The organism is Eubacterium sp. AF22-8LB, assembly GCF_003458715.1.
In the GTDB taxonomy this organism is placed as follows: Bacteria; Bacillota_I; Bacilli_A; order Erysipelotrichales; family Erysipelotrichaceae; genus Holdemanella.
Genome location: NZ_QRVI01000001.1, coordinates 1 through 24,211, shown reverse-complemented (window position 1 = coordinate 24,211; position 24,211 = coordinate 1). Strand labels below are relative to the sequence as shown.

The following is a 24,211-nucleotide window of genomic DNA, read 5'->3' as shown; positions in this document are numbered from 1 at the left end:
TAAAAATGATATAATGCCTATTGTTTAGAGGATTTATTAAGATGAGAGAAAATATTCAAAAGTATATTGAGTTAATTATAGGAAGTATCTTGCTTTCTTTAGGAATTTATTTATTTGTGACACCCAACGGAATCAATTTTGGAGGTGCCATAGGTATTGCGCAGATTATTGAGTATTTTATTGTAAAGATGATTCCAAGTCTTGGGCATATGAACTTGGTGGGTATCATCAACTTTATGATTAATATTCCTTTATTTGTGATGGGATTTAAAATCATGAATAAAGAGTTTTGTATGAAGACTGTCATTAGTTTGGTGGTTCAAACCATTACATTATCTATTTTGCCAAAACAATCCTTTGTGATTATGCCAGACATGCTTTCAAATTGTATCTTTGGAGCCTTAATGTGTGGTATTGGAGTAGGACTTGCCTTACAGAGCAGTGGATGTTGTGGTGGTATGGATATTGCCGGAGTTTGTTTATCAAAGATAAAACCAGGTTTTTCTGTAGGAAAGCTATCGATTATTATTAATTCCATCTTATTTACAATTTGTGCCTTTATTTTTGATTTACAGACATCACTATATTCTATTATCTTTGTGGCTATTCTTTATTTTATTAGTGATCGTATCCACTATCAGAATATCAATATGACTGTATTGATTTTCACAAAGAAAGAGAACATGAAGAATGTAATCATGGAAAGAACCGGTCGTGGAGTAACGTATTGGATGGGGAAAGGTGCTTATACAGATACAGAACAGTATATTTTATTTTGTGCTGTAAATAAGTATGAAATTCGTAACTTCAAAAAGATTGTCAATGAAATTGATCCAAAGGCCTTTGTGACGATTAGTGAGGATCAGGAAATTGATGGTGGATTTGAAAAGAGATTATGATGTAGTAAAAACTACCTACAAACTTTGGAAGAGTTGGCGTAGGTAGTTTTTATTTTGTTTATTCATTTTTGTTTGATTAATTCAACCAAAAGCTGAACCACAAAACCAATTAGTGTCGTATATATTGCCAATACTGAAATTAGTAATATTAATACTTCGTAATTGTTCATGACTACCACCTCCTAATAACGCTAGAGGTTCTTATACGCACTCTAAGATTGTCATTAAAATGCAATGATAAATCCATTCCCAGGAGTATACATATGCTTGCTGCTTTATTATTTTAAATGGTCAATGTGAAAAAGACATTAAAACACAAAAAAAGGAACGATTAGTTCGCTCCTATGATTTCTTTGGCAATCTTTTTACCTTCCATTACAGCACTACCAATTGTTTTTGGCCCTGTAAAGGCATCTCCAATAATGAATACATTATCTAATGTAGAGGCGTGTGTGTCGGTTGTTTTTAAGTCGTTGTTTAATGGTGTGAAATCTACCTTTTGACCAATGGCCATCGCAACTAGATCACAATCCATTGTGAATAATGAATCTTTAACTTCGTGACAGCTTGCTCTTCCTGATTCATCCATTTCTCCAAGTTCCATCTTGGCAACTTGAACACCACATACATTTCCATTTTCGTCCTTTAAAATGTTTTTGATGTTGTTTAAAAATGCAATCTTAACACCTTCTTTTTCACAAGCCTTGATTTCTGCAGGACTTGCTGGCATTTCTTGAAGGGATCTACGATATACGATTGTCACATCATTAATAATACGAACTAATGATCTTGCACAATCCATCGCTACGTTTCCACCACCCCATACGATAGCCTTTTTATATTTCTTAAATTCTTCTTGTTTATGGTTGATATTTAAATCATAAAGTAATGTTAATCCGGCTACGACACCATTTCCAGTTTCAAAACCAAAAGTGTTTTCAATTTGAGCACCAATGGCAACAACCACATAATCATAGTTTGCTTGTAGTTCTTTGAACATAGCCTGATCTACAAATGTATTGAAATGGAATTGAACACCAGCTTCTACTAATCCATTGTAAGCTTTTTCTAAGAATGCTTTAGGCATACGATATTCAGGAATGCCTGTATAAATGGCTCCACCAATTTCAGCTTCTTTATCAAAAATATCGATTTGATAATCATTCTTTGCCTTAACTAATTCTTGAGCTAGTGTATAGCCAGCAGGACCGGCTCCAATAATGGCAATCTTTCTTGTCATAAATCAAATTCCTCCATCTTTTTTTGCTATTATATCATAAACTATTTTTTTAGGTATGAAAGTGCACGCTTGTTTACGTTTTTTACGGCAATCTCAAGTTCGCGAGCTGAGATTCTTTTTGCGCCATTGGCAAGAATGGCATTTTGAATCAAGCCATCACTTGTCGCAACCGATAATTCATATTTCTTCTTTAAATCATGGACAGCTTTTTCAATATAGCTATCCGCTGTTTGATTGTATCTTGTGTAAATGATATCTAGGTTCCCCTGGTTAAAATGAGAGCCTACATTGTTTTTAACGCGGTATCCATCAAATACTAAGATGACTTTGATGCGTTTATATCCCTGATAATTAGAGATGCGGCTGATCAATTCATCTCGAGCGGATTCAATATTCACTTTGGCGATATCTTTTAGGTCTTGCCAGTCGTAAATCATATTGTATCCATCAATCATTAAGCATTCTGGTTTTTTATCTTCAATATGAATTTGATTTAGATTTAAATCTACTTTAGCTTTTTTCTTGATTGGCTTTTCAGCTTTCTTATTGTTTCCACCTAAAGAATTAAATACCTTCTTTAATTCCTCTTCACGAACTGTATGTTTTATATAAGAAGTATAGGAAGTTGAGCTAGCTTCCTTGATTTGAATATGCATATGTTCTTTGACCTCATCCCAAGGCACAAAATAACCAGCTCCATGTTCACAGAAAATAGATCCGGTTGGATTGTTTAAATCGGCTTCACTATCATAATTTGATTCTTCAATGATTTTGTCTTGGTCTACACATTCGTGATAGTCTTCTAATTCGCAAATAAATTGACCTTTACCTTTTGTATACGCAATAACATCCTTTTGGTAATCCATTAATTCACGTACGGGACCGTTTCCTTTAATATGAACAAGATTGTTCATGTCCTCTTCAATTTGAAAGGTGCAATGCTTATTTTCTAAGTCAAATAGTGCTTTTGAAACATATTGATTTTCAATGATCAATTCAAAACTATAATAAGGCTCTAGTAATACACATTGTGCTTCCTTTAAGCCTTGTCTTACAGCACGATAGGTAGCTTGTCGAAAATCACCACCTTCAGTATGTTTCAGGTGGGCTTTACCAGCAACTAAAGTAATCTTCATATCGGTAATAGGAGATCCGGTTAATACGCCTTTGTGTTGTTTTTCTTGTAAATGCGTTAAAATCAGATTTTGCCAGTTTAAAGCTAGTTCATCATTTGAACAATTTGATTCGAACACAAGTCCTTTTCCTCTGGGTAATGGTTCAAGCTTTAAATGGACTTCGGCATAGTGTCTTAAAGGTTCAAAGTGACCGACACCAATAACTGTATCCTGAATGGTTTCTTTAAATAAGACTTTGCCTGTTGTAAAACCAACTTTGACCTTAGATCTCTTTTCGATTTCTTTTTGAAGAATTTCCATCTGAATAGATCCCATCAAACGCAAAAAGATTTGTTTCGTCTGCTCATCATATTCAATCTGAAGCTGTGGATCCTCTTGGGCAAGTACACTACAGTAGCGCATCATAGTAAGAGCATCGACGCCATCGGGTAGAAGCAGCTGATAGTTCATATAGGCATTTAATAATGGCTTGGTTGTGTCAGACTCAAAACCTAAGCCATGTCCTACTTCATAGTTGTTTAATCCTTTTAATGCACAAATCATACCTGGATAGGCAGTTTGAATCATTTCAAATTGTTTTCCATTATATAAACGAATCTGATCTACTTTTTCATCTGAGTCAATTTTATCTTTGGCATTTAATACCCCACCCGTAATTTTTACGTGCGTTAGTCGATTGCCTTGATCATCACTTGAAATCTTGTATACACGAGCACCAAATTCCTTAGAATATTCCTGAGTAAAGGATAAATTGGTGATCGCATCCATTAAATCTTCAATACCTTGGATTTTTAATGCGGAACCAAAGAATACAGGGAAGCATTCTCTTTTAAAAATGGCTTGTTGAAGAAGGGAGGTATCAATTTCTTCTGTTTCTAGATATTGATTCATGATGTCTTCATTCAACGTGGATAGTTCATCTTCTGCATCTTTGCATTTAAAATCAATGCAGTTCGATGAGAAATGCATTTTTAAATCGTTCATGAGCTCTTCTTTTGTCTTATAGCTAATATCCATCTTATTGATAAAAATCAATGTAGGAATCTTGTAGTGTTTTAAGCATTTCCAAATTGTCGATGTATGAGATTGAATGCCATCTTGGCCATTAATTAAAAGAATGGCTAAATCTAGTACTTGTAGGCTTCTTTCCATTTCACTTGAAAAATCGACATGTCCTGGCGTATCAATTAAGTAGATTTCACTATCTTTCCAATGAAAATGGGCTTCTTTTGAATAAATTGTGATGCCTCTTTCTCTTTCTTGATTATCATAATCTAGATAGGCGTCCTGATGGTCGACACGACCTAGCTTTCGTATGGTTTTTGATGTATAAAGCATGCTCTCAATGCACGTTGTTTTTCCGGCATCGACATGCGCTAATATTCCAGTCACTATTCTTTTCATAACTACCATTTTATCATGTTGACGCAAATGATAAAATAGAGATAGAGTTTTTCGGAGGAAAAATAATGAAAGTCTTAATGTTAAATGGAAGTCCACATTCAAGTGGTGTAAATGATTTGGCTTTACGCGAAATGGAAGCTGTGTTTAAAGAAAATGGCGTTGAAACTGAAATTGTACAAGTGGGAAATGTAGCTGTTCGAGGTTGTGCAGCTTGTGGAGCATGTGCTAAGTTAGGTAAATGTATATTTGATGATATTGTCAATGAGATTGCACCTAAATTTGAAGAGGCAGATGGCTTGGTTGTATCAAGTCCAGTGTATTATGCCAGTGCAAACGCCACATTGATTGCGGTATTAGATCGTTTATTCTATAGTACTCGTTTTGATAAGACGATGAAAGTTGGCGCAAGCGTTGTATCTTGCCGTCGTGGTGGAGCAAGTGCTACTTTTGATGAATTAAATAAATACTTTACAATTAGTGGTATGCCAGTTGTATCCAGTCAATATTGGAATTCGATTCATGGAAATAATGCATCAGAAGCTGATCAAGATGAAGAGGGTAAACAAACAATGCGTGCTTTAGCTCGTAATATGACGTTTTTAATGAAGAGTATTGCCTTAGGTAAAGAAACGTATGGCTTACCTGAAAAAGAAGTGAGAAAGGGTACGAATTTTATTCGTTAAAAGGTGATTGAATGGTAAATTTAAGACATCCAGATAATATATTTTATGATCGAGAAGGCGATTTGTTTGTCATCACAACCGATTTAGATGGTCGTCAGGAAGTGGTGTGTAAAACCAATCTTGAATGTGTAAGCGATGTGATCTCAAGGCTACTAGATATTAACTTTAAAAAAGTTTGTGATAGCGAGAATCGTTTACATATGTTAGGTGATTTAGAACAGTTTGCGTGTGTATACGCCTTGAAGCTAATGACGTACAAAATGGTTCGTGGGCTTTATTTGGAGTTTCCTACTCTAGCTCAATATCAAGGTACAGCTCTAATTGATGAGCACACAGTGATTGATAATCGTAATGAAGGCTACAACAACAAGTATCATTTGATGTTGGTGAATGTCATTTACACTTCATTGATTCATGCGACAGTAAGATTTGCCGGGTCTGATCAAGAAGCTCAACATATGAAGGAAGTATTTGAAACGGTTCTACCAGATGATAAGGGTTTGATTGAAACGTTGAATGATTTCTATGATGGAGCAATCAATGAAGCTGATTTAACAGAAGTAATCAAAAATATTCAGATGGATAATTCGACACAAGCATGATAAAAATATTTTACAAATGGAGCATAAAAAATGCTCTTTTTTTCTTGCATAATTATAGGTTTCCTATATAATAGATTTGTTCTTTTAATGAAACAAAAAGTTTAGTATAAAAAACAAATGGGGTGATTGGATGAAGATAGGCAAAAAACTAAAAGAGCTTCGAACCCAGAATGGGTTGACCTTGGAAGAACTTGCGAATCGTAGCGAATTGACGAAAGGCTTTTTATCGCAATTAGAACGAGATTTAACGAGTCCCAATATTTCGGCATTAGAAAATATATTAGAGGCTCTAGGAACCAATTTAGCTGATTTCTTTCAGTCAAGTAAGGAAGAACAAATTGTTTTTCATGTGCAGGATTTCTTTGTGAATGAACAAGAAGACTATATAACGGAATATATTATTCCAAATGCACAAAAGAATCAGATGGAACCTATTTTGTTGACTTTAAAACCTGGTGCTAAATCCGCACAAGTCAAGGCTCATGAGGGTGAGGAGTTTGGCTATGTTTTAAAGGGAAGTGTTGTTTTGGTTGTTGGTAATAAAAGGCTAAAAGTCAAATCAAAAGAAACCTTCTATATAACAGGTAAGGAAGGGCATTATTTAGAGAATGTTTCGAGTGCAGAGGCCAAAATATTATGGGTTTCTACACCGCCTGTATTTTAAATCATGAGGAGAGAGCAAAATGGAACAAGAAAAGAAAAAGTTAATTCAATTTCGTCACATTGTAAAAGAATTTGATGGACAAGTTGTATTAAAGGGTATTGATTTAGATATATATGAAAATGAGTTTGTCACATTACTAGGACCTAGTGGATGTGGAAAAACGACGTTATTACGTATTTTGGGTGGTTTTCTAGAACCGAGTGAAGGACAAGTTATCTTAAATGGAGAAGATATCTGTGAGGTGCCTGCCTATAAACGTGAATTGAATACAGTTTTTCAAAAGTATGCATTATTTCCACATATGAATGTGTATGACAACATTGCGTTTGGATTAAAAATTAAAAAGATGAGTAAGGACGTCATTGATCAGAAGGTCATGAAGATGTTGAAGTTGATTGGGCTTGAAGGCTTTGAAAATAAAGATGTTACTTTATTGTCTGGTGGTCAGCAGCAGCGTGTTGCGATTGCGCGTGCCTTAGTGAATGAGCCAAGTGTGTTATTGTTGGATGAACCATTGAGTGCATTAGACTTAAAGCTTCGTAAAGAGATGCAGTATGAATTAAAAAAGATTCAACAAGAAGTTGGAATCACATTTATTTTCGTTACACATGATCAGGAAGAAGCCTTAACAATGTCTGATAAGATCGTTATCATGAAGGATGGGGAAATTCAGCAGGTTGGAAGTCCAGAAGATATTTATAATGAGCCAGTCAATCAATATGTTGCGAAGTTCATCGGGGAAAGTAATATTATTCCTGCACGTATGATTTGCGATAAGAAAGTACGTTTTGATGATATTACATTTGATTGTGTAGACGTGGGTTATAAAGAAAATGAACCAGTTGATGTTGTGATTCGTCCAGAAGACATTGATATTGTAGACGTAAAAGATGGTAAGATGACAGGTGAAGTTGAAAGTGTATTGTTTAAGGGTGTGCACTATGAAATTATGGTAGAAACTGTACCTGGTACGCATGTTACGGTAAATATGCACGTAAACAAGAACTATGCGATCACAAGTGAAGATGGAAAAGAAAAGATTTCTGCCAACGACTTCTATCTAGACTTAGAAGATATGAAGGATATCGATGATAAGGAAATCATTGCGCGTGCCGATGCACAGGCTTGGAATCCTGAAACAGATGAATTTATTTCTATCCACGATATTGATACAGACTTGAAACAAGAGGTAGGAGAATATACGGTTACTTTCTCTACAAATAATAAAACGTCAATTACACGTAAGATTTGGGTTGTTGATCAAAGAGTTGTTGAAAATAAAAAGGCAAATGAAGCCGTATCTGCGTTCAACTTCTTTAAAACAGTCGATGAAATCAAGGAATCAATGGCAATTGATACAGATTTAAAGACTTGGGCTAATGCACAGGGATGGAAATTGGATGATGAAAATGAAACTGTTGATTTGGATGTGGATTATGATTTTGATCCTGAAACAATTACGGAAGGTGTTTATAAGGTGACTTTCTGGACGACAGGACGCGAATTTAAAATTCATACAACAGATTATGTAGAGGAAGGAAAAGAGGTCGGACTTACTTTCTTTGCCGAAGATATTCATGTCATGGAAAAGATGGGATTTTAGACGATGAAAAAATTTCAACAATTAGCAATCCCTTATATTGTGTGGGCTTGTATCATGTTGTTGCTTCCGATGTTGCTGATTGCGTTTTATTCAATCATTCAGCAAGGCAACAGTATTGTACATTTTAAGCTTACATTGGATAACTATATTCGTTTCTTTACAGACAAAGATTTCTTATTGATTTTATGGCGTTCACTATGGATTGCCGTGAAGACAACAATTATTTGTTTGTTGATTGGATATCCTATTGCGTATTTTATTTCGAAAAATAGTCCTAAAATTCAACAAATTCTAGTTCTTGCGATTACACTTCCAACATGGATCAATATGCTTGTAAGAACTTATGCATGGATTGGGATTTTATCGAGTGATGGAATCATCAGCAGTTTATTAGGATTGTTTGGAATTCATACAGAATTATTGTATACAGAAGCTGCCGTATTGATTGGTATGGTATATAACTTCTTGCCATTCATGATTTTACAGATCAATACAGCTTTGACAAAAATGGATAAATCCTTATTGGAAGCAGCACAGGATCTAGGTGCAAATAAATTTCAGACATTCTGGAAGGTTATTTTCCCACTTTCATTGCCGGGTGTTGTTTCAGGTATTACACTTGTATTCTTACCTGCCGTAAGTTCATTCTTCATTCCTAAATTATTGGGAGGAGGACAATTCTTCTTAATTGGTAACGTGATTGAAAATCAGTTCATTACCGTTGGAGAATGGAATTTTGGTTCAGCTATCTCAATGATCATGGCGATGATTATGATGCTTCTAATGATGCTTGTAAGAAAGCTTGAAGAGCGTAATAAGGAGGAGAAATAGACATGTCGAAGGATAAAAAAGTATTAGGTAAAGTAGGCATGGCCTTATTATTGGTGTTCTTTTATGCACCAATCTTATTCATGATTGTATTCTCTTTCAATAGTTCAAAATCATTAACACACTTTACAGGTTTCTCATTATGTTGGTATGAGGCTATGCTTAAAAATCACGGTATGATGGAATCTTTGTATGTGACAATTGTGATTGCCTTATTGGCGACTGTAATTTCTACAATCGTTGGTACAATTACAGCGATTGGTTTATCAAAGTCAAAAAAAGTATTGCGTGCTTTTGTCAGTCAGGTCAATGATTTTCCAATTATGAACCCTGAAATTGTAACCGCAATTGGTTTGATGCTTCTATTTATCACATTCCAAATTGAAAAAGGTTTTGTGACATTATTATTGGCACACATTGCCTTCTGTATTCCCTATGTTATTTTAAGTATTATGCCAAAAATCAAATCCTTAGATCCAAACTTAGCTGATGCGGCAATGGATTTAGGGGCGACTCCTTGGCAAGCTTTAATTAAGGTTATTGTGCCACAGATTATGCCGGGTATTGTTTCGGGTGCTTTGATTGCGTTTACTATGTCATTTGACGATTTTGTTATTTCATATTTCGTAACGGGTCAAGGTGTTAAAAACTTGAGTATTATGGTATATACAATGTCTAAGCGTATCAATCCGAGTGTGAATGCGATTAGTACATTGGTCGTGTTGTTGATCACAATCACACTAACAATTGTGAATATCTTGCCTATTATTCGTAAAAAGACAAGTCCTTCAAAACAAAACAAACCTTGGAAATGGGCTGTTGTTGGTGTTGTCGTAGTTGGTTTAGTGGCTTCTTTATTTGGTCTTAATAGATCAGCGGGTTCTCAACCATATGCAGGACAGACTTTACATGTGTATAACTGGGGTGAATATACAGGTGAAAATATTATTTCTGGCTTTGAAGAATTAACAGGGGCTAAGGTTATCATGGATAACTTTGATTCAAATGAACAGATGTATATCAAGGTTGCCAATGGGGATGCGTATGATGTATTAGTTCCAAGTGATTATATGATTCAAAGAATGATGCAGGAGAAGATGCTGCAAAAATTAGAGCCGGAAACACGTAAGGAATGCTTGAGTGAATTGACAGATGCAATCAAAGGACTTCCTTATGATCCAAAGAATGAATATTCAATTCCATATTTCTGGGGTACTGTTGGTATTGTATATGATAAGACAAAAGTATCGGAAGAAGACTTGGAAAACGAAGGATGGAATATCTTCTTGGATCAAAAATATAAGGGTGACATCTATTTATATGATTCTGAAAGAGATTCATTTATGATGGCTTTAAAGGCCTTAGGATATTCTATGAATACAACAAGTGAGGAAGAATTGAATGAGGCATATAACTGGTTAGTAAATTGTGTTCAGACAATGGATCCAGAAATTGTTACAGATGAAATCATTGATAATATGGCACAGGCTAGAAAGGCTCTTGGATTGATTTATTCTGGAGATGCAGCTTATGTCATGACAGAAAATGATAAGATGGGATTCTATATGCCAAAGAGTGGAACAAACCTATGGTCAGATGCGATGGTTATTCCAAAGAATGCTAAGAATCCTAAGCTTGCGAATGAATTTGTTCGTTATATTACAAGCTATGATGCAGCTATGGATAATTCAAGTTATGTTGGATATACTTCACCAAATAAAGAAGTTATGGAAGAACTTGGTGGCAAAGGTGGAGATTATGATGGTATTAACGCATATACACCTCGTGCTGGTTACGATAAAGATGAGGTATTCCAATATGATGAAGCAACACGTAAGATTATCGCAGATTTATGGTCTCGAGTTAAGGTTGCAGCAAGTAATGCACATTAGTCGAAGAATTTTCTTCGACTTTTTTTAATTCTTATAATAGAATGAAGGCATGAATCCAATTATTTTTATATTATTATGTTTTGCCGCTTTAGGCCTGCTTGATAAGATGTTAAATAACCGCTTAGGACTGGCAAGTTCGTTTGATCGAGGCATTATCACAATGGGTGATTTTATGATGAGCGTAGGAGGTTTCTATTGTATCGCCATCGCATTCTTGAATGGCCATGCCAATCTTTTTGAAAATAAAGAGATGATTATTTCTAGCTTGTTGGCACCAGATCTTGGTGGATATTCTATTATAGAGTCTATGACGCATGTAGATAATATCTTGATTTTCTGTGGCGTATTATTAACGTCTACTTTAGGATGCTTGATTAGCTTTCAATTACCCATCTTTTTAAATGAGCTTGATAAAGACGATTTGAATCACTACTTAAAAGGTATAATCTATGGAATTTTAGGCTTACTCCCTGTATTGATTGTTGCAGGAATCGTATTACAGATTCCTAATTTTATTGTGTCATTTTTACCGGTTATCATTATTTGTGCCATCTTGATTGGGTTATTCTTTATTTCTTTTCAAACGTTGATTGTCGTATTGACATTATTTTCTAAGCTCGTACAAATACTCGGATATATTTTCTTTTTCTTAGTATGTCTAACATTCTTTTTCAATATGAACTTCACAAACGCAACATTGATCAATGATGCTTTACGCATTGTATTTCAGATGAGCATTATTGTGTGTGGTTCTTTGGTGTTTTGTGAGATTATATTAAGAAAGTTTTCGAGTCAGATTGAAAGAATTGGACAAATATTAAATATTGATAAATATTCAGTAATGGGAATTATTCTGTCTTTTGGGACAAGCATTGCGATGTTGCCGTTATTTGGAAAGATGAATAGAAAAGGTAAGATTTTAAATGCTGTCTTTTCGTTGAGTGGAGCTTTTGTGTTTGGAGGGCAGTTAGGCTTTATTGCCAGTGTCAACCCTAATAGTGTGACTTGGTTTGTAGTTGTAAAATTAGTGGCGGGAATGCTTGGCTTATTGATAGCGAATCTTTGGGAAAAGAAAACTGGAAATTGTATATAACTTATTTTAGAATAAACAAGTGGAGGAATTTGAGATGAATTATAAGGAATTGATGGAAAAAAGTCGTGATGTTATGGGAACAAAGCTTTGTAAGTCTTGCCCTGTTTGTGATGGAAAAGCTTGTCGTAACACTGTACCAGGACCTGGCGCTAAGGGTATTGGAGATGTTGCGATGCGTAACTATGATGCGTGGAAAAATATTCGTGTGAATATGGATACAATTACAGATAATGAACCTGTGAGTACAGAATTAGAGTTGTTTGGAAAAACATTTAAATATCCAATTTTTGCAGGTCCAGTTGGAGCGGTTTCGATGCACTATTCCGATGCATTTAATGATACAAGTTATAATGATGTCTTAGTTAAAGGATGTATGGATGCGGGTATTTGTGCATTTACAGGAGATGGCAAGGATCCAAGTATTATGATCAATGCGACGCGTATTATTAAAGAAAATCATGGGCATGGTATTCCAACTGTTAAGCCATGGAGCTTAGAGACATATTTGGAAAAATTAAACTTGGCTATTGATAGTCATGCGTTTGCGATTGCGATGGATGTAGATGCAGCGGGTCTTCCTTTCTTAAAGGGGTGTATACCTCCTGCAGGAAGAATGAATACAGAGCAGTTAAAAGAAATTATTTCGAATACACCTGTACCATTTATTGTGAAGGGTGTTATGACGGTTAAGGGGGCTTTAAAGGCAAAAGAAGCAGGAGCAAGTGCAATCGTGGTTTCAAATCATGGTGGTCGTGTCCAAGATCAATGTCCGGCAACAGCGGAAGTATTAGAAGAAATTGTAAAAGCTGTAGATGGCAGTATGAAGATCTTTGTCGATGGAGGACTTCGCAATGGTGTTGATATCTTTAAGGCTTTGGCATTAGGTGCCGATGCCGTTATTGTGGCTCGTCCATTTGTGAATGCGATTTATGGAGCAAAAGAAGAAGGTATTCAAGTCTTAGTGGATAAACTTGGTAGTGAACTTCAAGATACAATGGAGATGTGTGGGGCTAAGAGTTTAAAAGACATTACTCGTGATATGGTAAGATAGGCAGCTTAAATGCTGTCTTTTTTGATGCAGAGGAAAAATGTGTAAAAAAGGTACCTAAAATCACAGAAAAATGTGTTAACTTAAATTTAAGAGGTGGTTTCATGAAGCGGAATGCGATTTTAAAGCTAGTTCAATGGAAAAATAGTCCTGACAATGGAAAAATAGTCCTGAGAGAAAACCTATGGTATTAAGAGGAGCAAGACAGGTTGGTAAGACTTGGTTGATGAAAGAATTTGGTCAGAATTATTATGATAATTATGTTTATTTTAACTTTGATGAGGAGGATGAACTAAAATCTATTTTTGAAACTAATAAAAATCCAAATCGTATTATCGAACTTCTTTCTATGATCAGTGATGAAAAAATTGAACCTGAAAAAACTTTGATTATATTTGATGAAATTCAGGAGTGTCCTGAAGCATTAAATACGCTTAAATATTTTAAAGAAAAAGCGAATGAATATCATGTGATAACGGCAGGTAGTCTTTTAGGCACATTATTGGCTAAGCAAAAATCATATCCTGTAGGTATGGTTAATCTTTTAGATATTTATCCGTTGACGTTTGATGAGTTTTTAAATGCGATAGATTCTGGGTTATATGCATATTATGAGAGTATTCAAAAAGAACAAGTTATTGAACAAATTTTCCATCAACGTTTATTAGATGCTTATAATTATTATCTTATTATTGGTGGTATGCTTGAATGTGTATCTTCATGGATCAAGTATAAAGATCCTGCCATGGTATCCAAGATACAAAAAGAATTGATTGAGGTTTATGAAAATGACTTTTCTAAGCATAATGGAAAAGTGAATAGTGGACGTATTTTGATGGTATTCAGAAGTATTGTTTCTCAACTTGCGAAACCCAACGAGAAGTTTATGTATGGTGCTGTTCGTAAAGGAGCTAGAGCTAGAGATTTTGAAGAAGCAATCGAATGGCTTGTGTCAGCTGGTATGTTGAATCGTGTATATAATGTATCTAAGATGGAACATCCATTATCTGTTTTTGATAAATTGAATCAGTTTAAACTGTTTGTGTTTGATACAGGACTTCTTAAACAAATGTCGGGCGTGGATAATAGTGCGATATTATTGAGAACAGATTATCAATTTAAAGGATTGTTGACAGAAAACTATGTTTTACAACAACTTCAAGGCCAATTTGAAGTTGAACCTAGATATTATTCGGATAAAAATGGTGAGATTGATTTTGTGGTTCAAAATAAAATGGAAATTATTCCGATTGAAGTAAAGGGTAGTGAGGATAGATCTGCCAATTCTTTTAAGACATATGTCGCAAATAATGCACCTCAACATGCATATCGTTTTTCTAAGCGTGGGTATCGTAAGGATGGTGGCTTTACAAATCTTCCGTTATACTTGGTTCGAAAAACAAAGGATTTATTGTGATTAACTGTTTAATGCCAAAATGTTTGAAAGGTTTGATTTAAGGTCATGGGGTGGTTAGATATATTGCGCATCTAGATGATATAGATTTGACAGAAGGAGCAATTTATAAAGTTTTATCAGTAGAGAAAAATTGGTATCGTATAGTCGACGATTCAGATGATGATTATTTGTACCCGCCTGATTTATTCGAAATCATAGAAGAATAGTCATGTCATAAAAATATAAAACCATTTTGCGGGGAGGAGTCGTTAGTGTTAGTTATCAATTTTAAAAGGTATCAGTTTTAATTTCTGATACCTTTTCTTAATGAGATGAAGGCAAGTACTGCATTGATTAAGCACCATGCTGACCAAATGTATAGATCAGAATAGTTTCCTGCAAGTACAAAGCCTGTTAATGTAGCTAAGCCAAATAGAATAATAAGTGTAATATTTGTTCCTTTTGAATTGTTCTTTCTAGATACAATGGATACAATTCCTCCACAAAGCATGCATATACTCACGACAAGTCCAGCACTTCCACTGGATTGTTCGTTGGCTTCTAGTGCATTGGCAAGGCCTGCCATCATACTTTGGAATACGACAAATACACTTAATACAATGGAAATGATTCCACTGACTAATTTCCAAGTTTTCATAATAATAAAATCCCCTTTCCTAAATATATTTGTATCAAAGAAATGGGGATAATTGGTATGCTCGTGGCATACATTAATGGTGAGTGATATTTAAGATGTGATTTAAAAGTCGTGGGACTAAGAAAGAAATGTAGATTACGGATCCTATTGATAAAATTCCTAACATAAATAATCGCCTCTTTCTTACACCTTTATTGTAGAATTTTCTGTGTACAAACGGTGTTAAAGAATGAGGCGTCATGTTAAGATTTCATTAAAAACGAAGGAATTTTTGAACGTCTGAATTCTGGGCAAGAATTAGAATGTTTTCGGATTCCTGGAAAGTATGTTCAGCACTAGGAAGAGGGTCTAGAATTCCGTTGATTTTTGTGGCTAGAATGTTGATGTGGTATTTTCTTCGAATATCCAGTTCTAACATAGATTTACCAATCCATGCGGTTGGTACGGCAATTTCATAAATAGAATATTCTGGTGTTAACTGTACGTAGTCAAAGATGTTTTCACTTGAGAAACGTACGGCAGCCCAGTTACCAATTTGTTTTTCGGGATATACAACTTCATCTGCTCCATTACGCAATAAGAATTTAGCATGTACATCGCGTACAGCTCTGGCAACCACTAGCTTAGCACCATAATCCTTTAATAGTGCGGTTGTTTCAAGTGAGCTTTGAAAATCATCTCCAATCGCAACGACGCATAGATCAAAGTTAGATACACCTAAAGAGTCAATGAAGGTATCATCGGTAGAATCTCCAATTTGTGCGTTAGTGACATAAGAAAGAACTTTATTGATTTTAGCTTCATTTTTATCAATGGCTAAAACATCATGGCCTAAATCATATAGCTTTTGTGCCATGTGACGTCCAAAACGTCCCATCCCAATAATTAATACAGATTTCATATTTTCCTCCTGTTATCCAATTGTGATATTTTCTTGTGGTAGATTTGCGTTTGCGATAACCTGATGTTTAGAGATGGCGAGAAGTAGTGTTAAGCCGCCGACTCTTCCAAAGAACATCAAAAAAATCAAAATACAATGAGAAGCAGTTGATAGAGTTGGTGTAATACCTAATGTCAATCCGACTGTGCCAATGGCGGATGCCGCTTCAAATAGGGCGTCAAGAATGGGTAATTGATCAAAGGCTGAAATTAATAGAGCGCCAGTGACAAATAGAACCATAAACAACATAAATAGAGCTGTTGCATTATTTAATGTTTCCATGGAAATTCTTCTTCCGAAACATTGTGGGTTTTGTTTATGATTGAATACAGCACGAATACTTAATATCAATACGGCAAGTGTAGTTGTTTTAAAACCACCGGCAGTACCCTGTGGGCTTCCTCCAATTAACATTAAAATGGTCATAAATAATATGCTGCTTTGTGTCATTTGATTTAAATCAATGGTATTAAAGCCGGCTGTTCTTGGGGATACGGCTTGAAAAATAGAAACATTGATTTGATTAGCTAGGCTCATGTTCCAATGGCTGAAATCATTGATATAAAAATAGATTGTGCTTAATACTAATAAAATGACTGTGGTAAATAATACAACTTTAGAGTGTAAAGAATATTTATGTAAATGATACTTGTGTTGAACAATATCTTTCCAAACAAAGAAGCCTAGACCACCAAGTACGATAAGAGCGGCAATGACGTTGGATACTAAGATGTCATTTGCGTATCCAGTTAGAGATGAATACGCTTGTTTTGTGCCCATTAAATCAAAGCCTGCGTTACAAAAGGCAGAAATCGAATGGAATATGGAATACCATAAACCTTTGACCAGTCCAAAGCGAGGTAAGAAGCGTAGGCTTAATAGAATAGCACCGAATGCTTCGACAAATAACGTTGCTTTTAGAATCCATTTTGTATTTCGAATGATTCCACCTAGTTTTGGTGCCGAAATGGATTGTTGCATAAAATATCTTTGTTTAAAGCCGATTTTTTTACCTCCCAATACAGAAAGCAGAATGGCCATTGTGATAACACCCATACCTCCGATTTGAATCAATGCTAAAATGACGAACTGTCCAAATGGAGACCAGTATTGTGAAGTGTCATGCATGATTAATCCAGTAACGCATGAAGCACTAGTTGAAGTAAATAAAGCATCTAAAAAAGGGGCGCCCTTTCCATTGTTTGTAGAGAATGGAAGCATGAGTAAGCAGGCACCTATGAATATCATAGTCGCAAAACTGAGGATGATCATTTGTCCAGGTGTGATGCGATTTATACGTTTTTTAAACATAATTAGCTCCTATCCTTATATCTTAAAACATTCTACACTAGACTATGTTAAGATTTCATAAAGTATTTTAACACTATGTTAAGACAATGTTAAGATGGATGATTCTTTATATGCATGTGTTATACTAGCCTTATGGCTAATGTATTAATTTATTTGTCGGCTTCCCAATATAATTCTAGAGTAATTGAAAGGGGAGCTCAAATCGCAAAGTTAAATCATGCATCTATGAGTGCTGTTTTTGTGCAGACAGCTAAATATGAAAATTTGAGTGTGGCTTCGAAGCGTCAGCTGCAACAAAATATTAAATATGCCGAGGATAAAGGGGCCAAGGTTACAATCCTTTATGGACAAGATCCTATTCGTCAGCTTGTAGAATATGTTCATGTATCTCAGGTAAACTGTGTGGTTTTAGAAAAGAGTCTTGCAAAGCAGGCATTTTCTAAATTAGATGATATTGACATTTATTCTGTGAATTACCCCCAGGATTATCATCGTATTTTCCATCTTGATTTGAGCCGTTTTACTTTTTCTGTAAGGGACACAATCAAGACATTATTCGTTTTAGTTGTTTGTACATTGATCAGTAAGATGTTTATGCACTTTCAGTTTATGATTACTACGTCCATTATGGTTTATATTTTAGGTATTGTGATTGTATCTATTTGGACAAGTGGATATATCTATAGCTTATTAGCTTCTTTATTTTCTGTACTTTGTTTTAATTTTTTCTTTACACACCCCTACTTTTCTTTGTTGAGTGATCCAAGCTATATCACAACGTATATTGTTATGTTTGTAGTGGCTTTATCCTCAAGTACATTAACGATGCGTGTGAAGAAGCAATCTTTTGAAAATGCAAAACAGGTCTATCGTACACAGGTGTTGTTGGAGATGTCGCAAATGCTGCAGAAGGCCAATGATATGAACGCAATTTATGTTTCCATGTTGAAGCAACTTCATAAGTTGTTAGATACAGATTTAATATTATATCCGCACAATGATGAACCTATTTTATTAGGGCAGTGTCCTATCGAGACAAATATAGTGGCTTGGGTATATGAAAATAAGCAGGAGGCTGGAAAAACAACAAGCTATCATGGAGATTCTATGTGTTTATATTTACCTATTAATGGAATGCATGATGTCTTGGGTGTTGTGGGTATTGTGTTAAAGGATAAGATCGATCAGTTTGAAAAGAATCTTTGGATTGCGATATTAGATGAGTGTGGTATGGCTTTAGAGAAGGAAATGATTCGTTTAGAAAATCTAAAGATTGAGCAGCAAGCCAAACAGGAAGCTTTACGTGCAGATTTATTAAGAATGATTTCACATGATTTAAGAACACCATTGACATCTATTTCTGGAAATGCAGGTTTATTAATGGAAAATGAGAATGCGTTCTCATCGGAAAAAAGGAAAGAATTATATCAAGATATTTATAATGATGCGATGTGGTTGTATGATTTAGTTGAAAATTTATTGTTTATAACACGTATTGAAAATGGAACGATGCAGTTAAATCAACAGCCAGAAATGATTGAGGATATTTTTAGAGAGGCCATTCATCATTTGGGACGTAATAAACGTAAGCATCATATCAGTATGCATCTAGAGGATGATTTGTTGATGGCGAATATGGATGCGCGCTTAATTATTCAGGTTTTAGTCAATTTAATGAATAATGCGATCAAATATACGCCAGAAAATTCGCATATTACTTTAAGTGCAGAGCGAATGAAAGATAAGATATTAATTGAGGTCCAAGATGATGGAAACGGTGTCTTACATCCAGATCAATTGTTTGAAATGTTTTATACGGAGAATAATCATAGTGGAGATACAAGACGAGGTATGGGTCTAGGTTTATCTTTGTGTAAGTCGATAGTCTTAGCGCATGGTGGACAAATATGGGTAGAGAATGTAAATCCGCATGGAGCTTGTTTTAAATTCTTGTTGGAAGCAGTAGAGGTGAAATTGTATGAATAAAGTTCAGATATTGGTAATTGAAGATGATGTTGCGGTAGGAAATTTAATTACGACAACTTTGGAAATGGAAAATTATCAGTTTCGCTTGGCGAAGACGGCTAAACAAGGCATTATGAGTGTCCTTTCTTACAATCCAGATATTATGCTTCTTGATTTAGGATTGCCAGATATGGATGGATTGGAAGTGATTCAAAAGGTTCGTTCATGGTCTAATATTCCAATTATTGTGGTTTCGGCAAGAAGTGAAGATCAAGATAAGGTAAAGGCTCTTGATCTTGGTGCTGATGATTATTTGACAAAACCTTTTTCAGTTGATGAATTGTTAGCTAGACTTCGTGTAACGATTCGTCGATTAAATAATAGCCAGACCACAAGTGTCAATAAGAGTGTTTATGAGAATGGAAATCTTACAATCAATTATGCCCAAGGCTGTGTATATGAGAATGGACGTGAGATTCACTTAACACCTATTGAATACAAATTATTATGTGTTTTGGCAAAGAATACAGATAAGGTGTTGACACATAATTATATCATGCAAGAAGTATGGGGCAGTGTTCAGGGTACAGAGACCCCAAGCTTAAGAGTGTTTATGGCAACTTTACGTAAAAAGATTGAGCCGGATACTTCGAATCCGAAATATATTCAGACGCATGTGGGTGTTGGATATCGTATGTTGCGTCAGGCAGAAAAAAAGGAAGACTAGTGTCTTCGCATGTTTAGATAGAGTGAAATAATAATTGTGATAACTCCAAATGTGATCAATGCCATAATGGTTTTATTGATGCATAGAAGAATCAGTACACTAAAGAGGCTGACAATCGCAAATAGGAATAGTTCAATTTTTAATAGAATCGGATACATCAACAATGAATCGCGAAAACTTATTTTTTCGTATTGTGGTTCATTGTTTTTTAATAGTCTTTTTTCATATATAAATAAAACTTGGCTAAAGAGCACGACAAAAATCAGATAGATTATATTGAAAAATATTTCTTTTGAGAAGAGTGCACAGCACGTTAAAAACATCACAAGAACCGTTCCAATTCTTGGCAGGTACACGTAATAATTATATTTCATATGCTTATTTCCTTTCTTTTATTATGCCACAAATCATATCACTTGAAATATACCTATAGGGGGTATATTATTATTTCGAGGTGAGGTCAATGAGTGCGTGTTGTCATAAAAAGCATCAACCTAGAAGTGAACAGGAAATTAAGCAATTATCGAATCGTCTTCATCGTATGGTTGGACAACTCAATGGAATTGAGAATATGTTGAAGGAGAATCGTTATTGTGGCGATATCTTAGTGCAGGTAGCAGCGGTAGAAAGTGCTCTGCAGGCATTTGGATATATTGTTTTGCAAGAACACTTGAATACGTGTGTTGTTGAGGATGTACAGAATGGAAATGCAGAAATCATGAGTGAGGTTATGGATTTAGTAAAGAAGTTAAAGTAGGTGGTTTTAATGGAAGAGAAATTTGATGTGACAGGTATGACCTGTGCGGCTTGTCAAGCCAATGTAACTCGAGCAGTGAGTAAGCTGGATGGTGTTACAAGTTGTGATGTTTCATTATTGTCTAATTCGATGAAGGTTGAATTTGATAAAGATAAAGTGAATGAACAGACAATTTGTGATGCGGTGAATCAAATTGGTTATGGAGCAAGCGTACATGGAGCTAGTCAAAGTGAGCAGGCTGGTTTTCGTAAGGAATGGCAGGATCGACAGAATCGAGTGGAATTGGATCAAAAAAATGCCAAACAAAGATTGATTTTAAGTTTAGTGTTATTGATTCCGTTACTGTTGATTGCGATGGGACCCATGGTTGGACTTCCTATTCTAGAGGGTATGGAATGGATGATGGTTTCAGCTTTAACACAGTTGATTCTATGTTTGTTTATTTTGTTTATTCAACGACATTTCTTTATTACAGGCTTTAAGGCTTTGATAAAAAGAGCACCCAATATGGATTCTTTAGTTGCGATAGGTTCGGGGGCAAGCTTTGTGTATGGTTTAGTTGGTATTTATCAGATGGCCTATTATTTTGGTGTGCAAAATATGGAAATGGCACATATGGCTATGCATTCTTTATACTTTGAATCTGCTGCAACAATTGTGACTTTGGTCAGTGTTGGAAAGTATTTAGAGTCTAGATCCAAGGCGAAAACGAGTGATGCCTTAGATAAATTGGTGGATTTGGCTCCGAAGAATGCAACAATCTTAAAGGATGGTAAAGAGGTTGTTGTATCAAGTGAAAGTATTCAAAAACATGATATTGTCTTGATTCGTCCGGGACAAAGAATTCCTGTAGATGGAAGAGTGATTTCGGGTACGGGTTATGTGGATCAGTCGGCTATTACAGGTGAGAGTCTTCCTGTGGAAAAGAATATAGGGGATTCTGTTATCTCAGCGACAATGAATGAGAATGGTACATTTCAGTTTGAAGCTGAAAAGGTAGGTCAAGATACTACGTTAGCGAAAATCATTCAATTGGTGGATGATGCAGGAAATTCAAAAGCACCAATCGCAAGATTGGCTGATAAAGTGAGCGGTGTATTTGTTCCGGTTGTTATTATAATAGCTGTTATTACAGGAATTGCATGGCTGATTAGTGGTCAAACTATTCAGTTTGCCTTGTCCAATGCGATTAGTGTATTAGTTATTTCTTGTCCTTGTGCTTTAGGTTTAGCGACACCTGTTGCGATTATGGTAGGTACGGGTAAGGCTGCTGAGAATGGTATTTTAATTAAGTCAGCTGCGATTTTAGAACAGTTACATTCGATTGATACGATTGTATTGGATAAGACGGGTACGATTACTTCGGGTAAGCCTAGTGTGCAAGGCATTAAGCTATATACAAATACAAGTGTAAACGATTTTATTTCGATTACGGCTAGCTTAGAGAGTGGTTCTTTACATCCTTTAGGCCAGGCCATTGTAGAGTATGCAAAAGATAAAAATAGTAAGCTTCAACAACCGGAAAACTTCACAAATATTTCTGGTAGGGGTATCCAGGCAAGGCTAAATGGCCATACGTATTTGGCAGGTAATAAAAGATTGTTTGAAGAGAATGGTATCGAGCTGAATCAAACAGTCTTGTCAGATTTAGATATCTATGCAAGTATAGGTCAGACACCACTATTGTTTGCCGAAGATAACAAGGTTATTGGACTAGTCAGTGTGGCAGATACAGTTCGTTCTACAAGCAAGACTGCTTTAGAGCAGTTTAAAAAGAAGAATATGCATGTGGTTATGTTGACGGGGGATAATCAAAAGACGGCTAATGCGATTGGTAAATCTTTAAGTGTGGATGAAGTGATTAGTGATGTATTGCCGCAAGATAAAGAGAGTGTGATTCGTAAGCTTCAAGAACAAGGTAAGAAGGTTATGATGGTGGGTGATGGTATCAATGATGCGCCTGCCTTAATGCGTGCCGATATTGGTGTAGCAATTGGAGCCGGAACGGATATTGCGTTAGATAGTGCAGATGTCATTTTAATGAAGAGTTCTTTGTTAGATGTCGTTACAGCCATTGATTTATCAAGTGATGTCATCAAGAATATTAAGATGAATCTATTCTGGGCTTTCTTCTACAACATTCTAGGTATTCCAGTTGCGGCAGGATTATTGTATCCGGCATTTGGACTTCGATTATCACCAATGATTGGTTCGGCGTGTATGTCTTTGAGTAGTGTTTGTGTTGTCACAAACGCATTAAGACTACGTTTCTTTAAGCCAAACATTCAAAGTGAAGAATTAGAATCGTATACAATGCATATTGATGGTATGTCTTGTGGTCATTGTGCATGGTTGGTTGAGAATGCTTTAAAGAAAGTTCCAAATGTAAGAGAGGTGCATGTGGATTATAACTTGGGTAAAGCTGATATTGATCATGTGCAAAGTGTTAATGAAGTTGCTTTAAAGCAAGCGGTTAAAGATGCGGGTTATATTCCCGTTGAATATAAGGAGGAAAAGAAAATGAAAAAAGTAGTAACAGTAGATGGTATGATGTGCATGCATTGTGTGGCACACGTAAAGGATGCCCTAAGTAAGATTGAGGGTGTCAGTGATGTAGTGGTTAGTTTAGATGAAAAAACAGCTACATTAAATTGTACAGAAAACGTTACAGATCAAACGTTGATTGATGCCGTTACAAATGCTGGATATACAGTTGTTTCAGTAAAATAAGGAATCATAAAAATAAAAAAAATCAAGACTTGTAAGCGGATTCAGAATATTCTATGATAGTCCTCGAGGGAGACGCAAAATGGAATGTTTTATTGATGGGAAATCCACTTGCGAAAGGACTTTCTGGAATCGTTTGAATGTTTTGGCTAACTTTCAACAAAAAGAAATGATAATGGATGGCTTGAAGGTTCGTGTCGCAGAAAGTATATATTGGATTCAACCAAAGAAAGGATAGTTCGTTTGAGCTATTCTTTTTTTGACAGTTGGATTGTATGAAAATTGCTGTATATGCATTATATAAAGTAAAAATAGATGTTTTTAGTATGAATAAAATGTTGTATGGGATTATAATATTTTCTTTAATTTAGCTATTAATCCTAAATCTGCAGGTAGCCAGTCTACTAAATCTAAAGTTTCTTTAGATAGCCATTTGGCGGATTCATGTTCTAATAGGGTTTGTTTTCCTTTAAAGATTGTACAAATGAAGTTGTTCATGTATAGGTAAGATTATTTTATTTTACTAGTATAATAAAACCATAATAAAATAATTTTAAAATTATAGTTGCATATCATAAAATTATCCCGAGTTTGACAGTTGAAAAAGTAAAAAGTGCTAGAAAGCCTTTATTCAAGGT

General features: G+C 35.2%; 20 protein-coding genes and 1 pseudogene. 15 read left to right on the top strand and 6 right to left on the bottom strand.

The annotated features are described in order from the left end of the window. Positions 1–41 precede the first annotated feature (41 nt). Positions 42–899 (top strand): YitT family protein, encoded by an 858-nt coding sequence (locus DWY01_RS00100; RefSeq protein WP_117992325.1) that lies wholly within the window; start codon positions 42–44, stop codon positions 897–899. A gap of 331 nt (positions 900–1,230) precedes the next feature. Here DWY01_RS00100 and DWY01_RS00095 read toward each other — a convergent pair whose 3' ends face one another. Together DWY01_RS00095 and DWY01_RS00090 are read right to left on the bottom strand one after the other, a co-directional pair. Next, entirely contained in the window at positions 1,231–2,139 is a 909-nt protein-coding gene (locus DWY01_RS00095) for an FAD-dependent oxidoreductase (RefSeq protein ID WP_117992324.1), read from the bottom strand. A 41-nt stretch (positions 2,140–2,180) separates the two neighbouring features. Next, positions 2,181–4,679, bottom strand: a complete 2,499-nt coding sequence (locus tag DWY01_RS00090; RefSeq protein ID WP_117992323.1) for a translation factor GTPase family protein — start codon at positions 4,677–4,679, stop codon at positions 2,181–2,183. A gap of 65 nt (positions 4,680–4,744) precedes the next feature. On the opposite strand from DWY01_RS00090, the gene DWY01_RS00085 reads away from it, so the two are divergent. The 9 genes and pseudogenes from DWY01_RS00085 (at position 4,745) to DWY01_RS00045 (ending at position 14,509) form a co-directional block, all read left to right on the top strand. Beyond that, positions 4,745–5,362, top strand: coding sequence for a flavodoxin family protein (locus DWY01_RS00085; protein ID WP_117992322.1), 618 nt, complete (start codon positions 4,745–4,747; stop codon positions 5,360–5,362). Between the two features lie 11 nt (positions 5,363–5,373). Further along, the gene (locus DWY01_RS00080) at positions 5,374–5,964 is read left to right on the top strand and encodes a hypothetical protein (protein ID WP_117992321.1); all 591 of its coding nucleotides are present in this window, start codon (positions 5,374–5,376) and stop codon (positions 5,962–5,964) included. Positions 5,965–6,094: 130 nt separating this feature from the next. After that, a complete protein-coding gene (locus tag DWY01_RS00075; protein WP_117992320.1) occupies positions 6,095–6,628 on the top strand; it encodes a helix-turn-helix domain-containing protein in 534 nt (177 codons plus the stop codon). Between the two features lie 19 nt (positions 6,629–6,647). Further along, a pseudogene (locus DWY01_RS11735) lies at positions 6,648–7,721 on the top strand (ABC transporter ATP-binding protein); the annotation flags it as partial. Positions 7,722–8,234: 513 nt separating this feature from the next. Then, positions 8,235–9,062: an ABC transporter permease gene (locus DWY01_RS00065; RefSeq protein ID WP_117992318.1), complete on the top strand. Its 828-nt coding sequence runs from the start codon at positions 8,235–8,237 to the stop codon at positions 9,060–9,062. 2 nt (positions 9,063–9,064) lie between these two features. After that, the gene (locus tag DWY01_RS00060) at positions 9,065–10,951 is read left to right on the top strand and encodes an extracellular solute-binding protein (RefSeq protein ID WP_117992317.1); all 1,887 of its coding nucleotides are present in this window, start codon (positions 9,065–9,067) and stop codon (positions 10,949–10,951) included. 49 nt (positions 10,952–11,000) lie between these two features. Then, positions 11,001–12,044 (top strand): ethanolamine utilization protein EutH, encoded by a 1,044-nt coding sequence (eutH, locus tag DWY01_RS00055; protein ID WP_117992316.1) that lies wholly within the window; start codon positions 11,001–11,003, stop codon positions 12,042–12,044. Positions 12,045–12,078: 34 nt separating this feature from the next. Further along, positions 12,079–13,095 (top strand): alpha-hydroxy-acid oxidizing protein, encoded by a 1,017-nt coding sequence (locus tag DWY01_RS00050; protein ID WP_117992315.1) that lies wholly within the window; start codon positions 12,079–12,081, stop codon positions 13,093–13,095. A 181-nt stretch (positions 13,096–13,276) separates the two neighbouring features. After that, entirely contained in the window at positions 13,277–14,509 is a 1,233-nt protein-coding gene (locus DWY01_RS00045) for an ATP-binding protein (protein ID WP_117992314.1), read from the top strand. A gap of 283 nt (positions 14,510–14,792) precedes the next feature. Here DWY01_RS00045 and DWY01_RS00040 read toward each other — a convergent pair whose 3' ends face one another. The 3 genes from DWY01_RS00040 to DWY01_RS00030 all read right to left on the bottom strand — a co-directional run bounded on the left by DWY01_RS00040 (position 14,793) and on the right by DWY01_RS00030 (position 17,397). Beyond that, positions 14,793–15,146 (bottom strand): hypothetical protein, encoded by a 354-nt coding sequence (locus tag DWY01_RS00040; RefSeq protein ID WP_117992313.1) that lies wholly within the window; start codon positions 15,144–15,146, stop codon positions 14,793–14,795. 253 nt (positions 15,147–15,399) lie between these two features. Beyond that, positions 15,400–16,047, bottom strand: a complete 648-nt coding sequence (locus DWY01_RS00035) for a TrkA family potassium uptake protein (protein ID WP_117992312.1) — start codon at positions 16,045–16,047, stop codon at positions 15,400–15,402. 12 nt (positions 16,048–16,059) lie between these two features. Beyond that, on the bottom strand, positions 16,060–17,397 hold the full coding sequence (locus DWY01_RS00030) for a TrkH family potassium uptake protein (RefSeq protein ID WP_117992311.1): 1,338 nt from the start codon (positions 17,395–17,397) through the stop codon (positions 16,060–16,062). A gap of 132 nt (positions 17,398–17,529) precedes the next feature. On the opposite strand from DWY01_RS00030, the gene DWY01_RS00025 reads away from it, so the two are divergent. The 5 genes from DWY01_RS00025 (at position 17,530) to DWY01_RS11460 (ending at position 23,811) form a co-directional block, all read left to right on the top strand. Next, entirely contained in the window at positions 17,530–19,383 is a 1,854-nt protein-coding gene (locus tag DWY01_RS00025) for a DUF4118 domain-containing protein (RefSeq protein WP_158553615.1), read from the top strand. Next, the gene (locus tag DWY01_RS00020; RefSeq protein WP_117992309.1) at positions 19,376–20,089 is read left to right on the top strand and encodes a response regulator; all 714 of its coding nucleotides are present in this window, start codon (positions 19,376–19,378) and stop codon (positions 20,087–20,089) included. The genes DWY01_RS00025 and DWY01_RS00020 overlap by 8 nt, the downstream gene beginning before the upstream one ends. A 463-nt stretch (positions 20,090–20,552) precedes the next feature. Continuing rightward, a complete protein-coding gene (locus tag DWY01_RS00015; protein ID WP_117992308.1) occupies positions 20,553–20,846 on the top strand; it encodes a metal-sensing transcriptional repressor in 294 nt (97 codons plus the stop codon). Positions 20,847–20,855: 9 nt separating this feature from the next. Beyond that, positions 20,856–23,576, top strand: a complete 2,721-nt coding sequence (locus DWY01_RS00010; RefSeq protein WP_117992307.1) for a heavy metal translocating P-type ATPase — start codon at positions 20,856–20,858, stop codon at positions 23,574–23,576. Positions 23,577–23,655: 79 nt separating this feature from the next. Continuing rightward, complete coding sequence (locus tag DWY01_RS11460) at positions 23,656–23,811, top strand: hypothetical protein (protein ID WP_158551044.1); 156 nt, start codon at positions 23,656–23,658, stop codon at positions 23,809–23,811. A 110-nt stretch (positions 23,812–23,921) separates the two neighbouring features. On the opposite strand, the gene DWY01_RS00005 is transcribed toward DWY01_RS11460, so the two are convergent. Beyond that, on the bottom strand, positions 23,922–24,071 hold the full coding sequence (locus tag DWY01_RS00005) for a hypothetical protein (protein ID WP_199519800.1): 150 nt from the start codon (positions 24,069–24,071) through the stop codon (positions 23,922–23,924). Positions 24,072–24,211 lie beyond the last annotated feature (140 nt).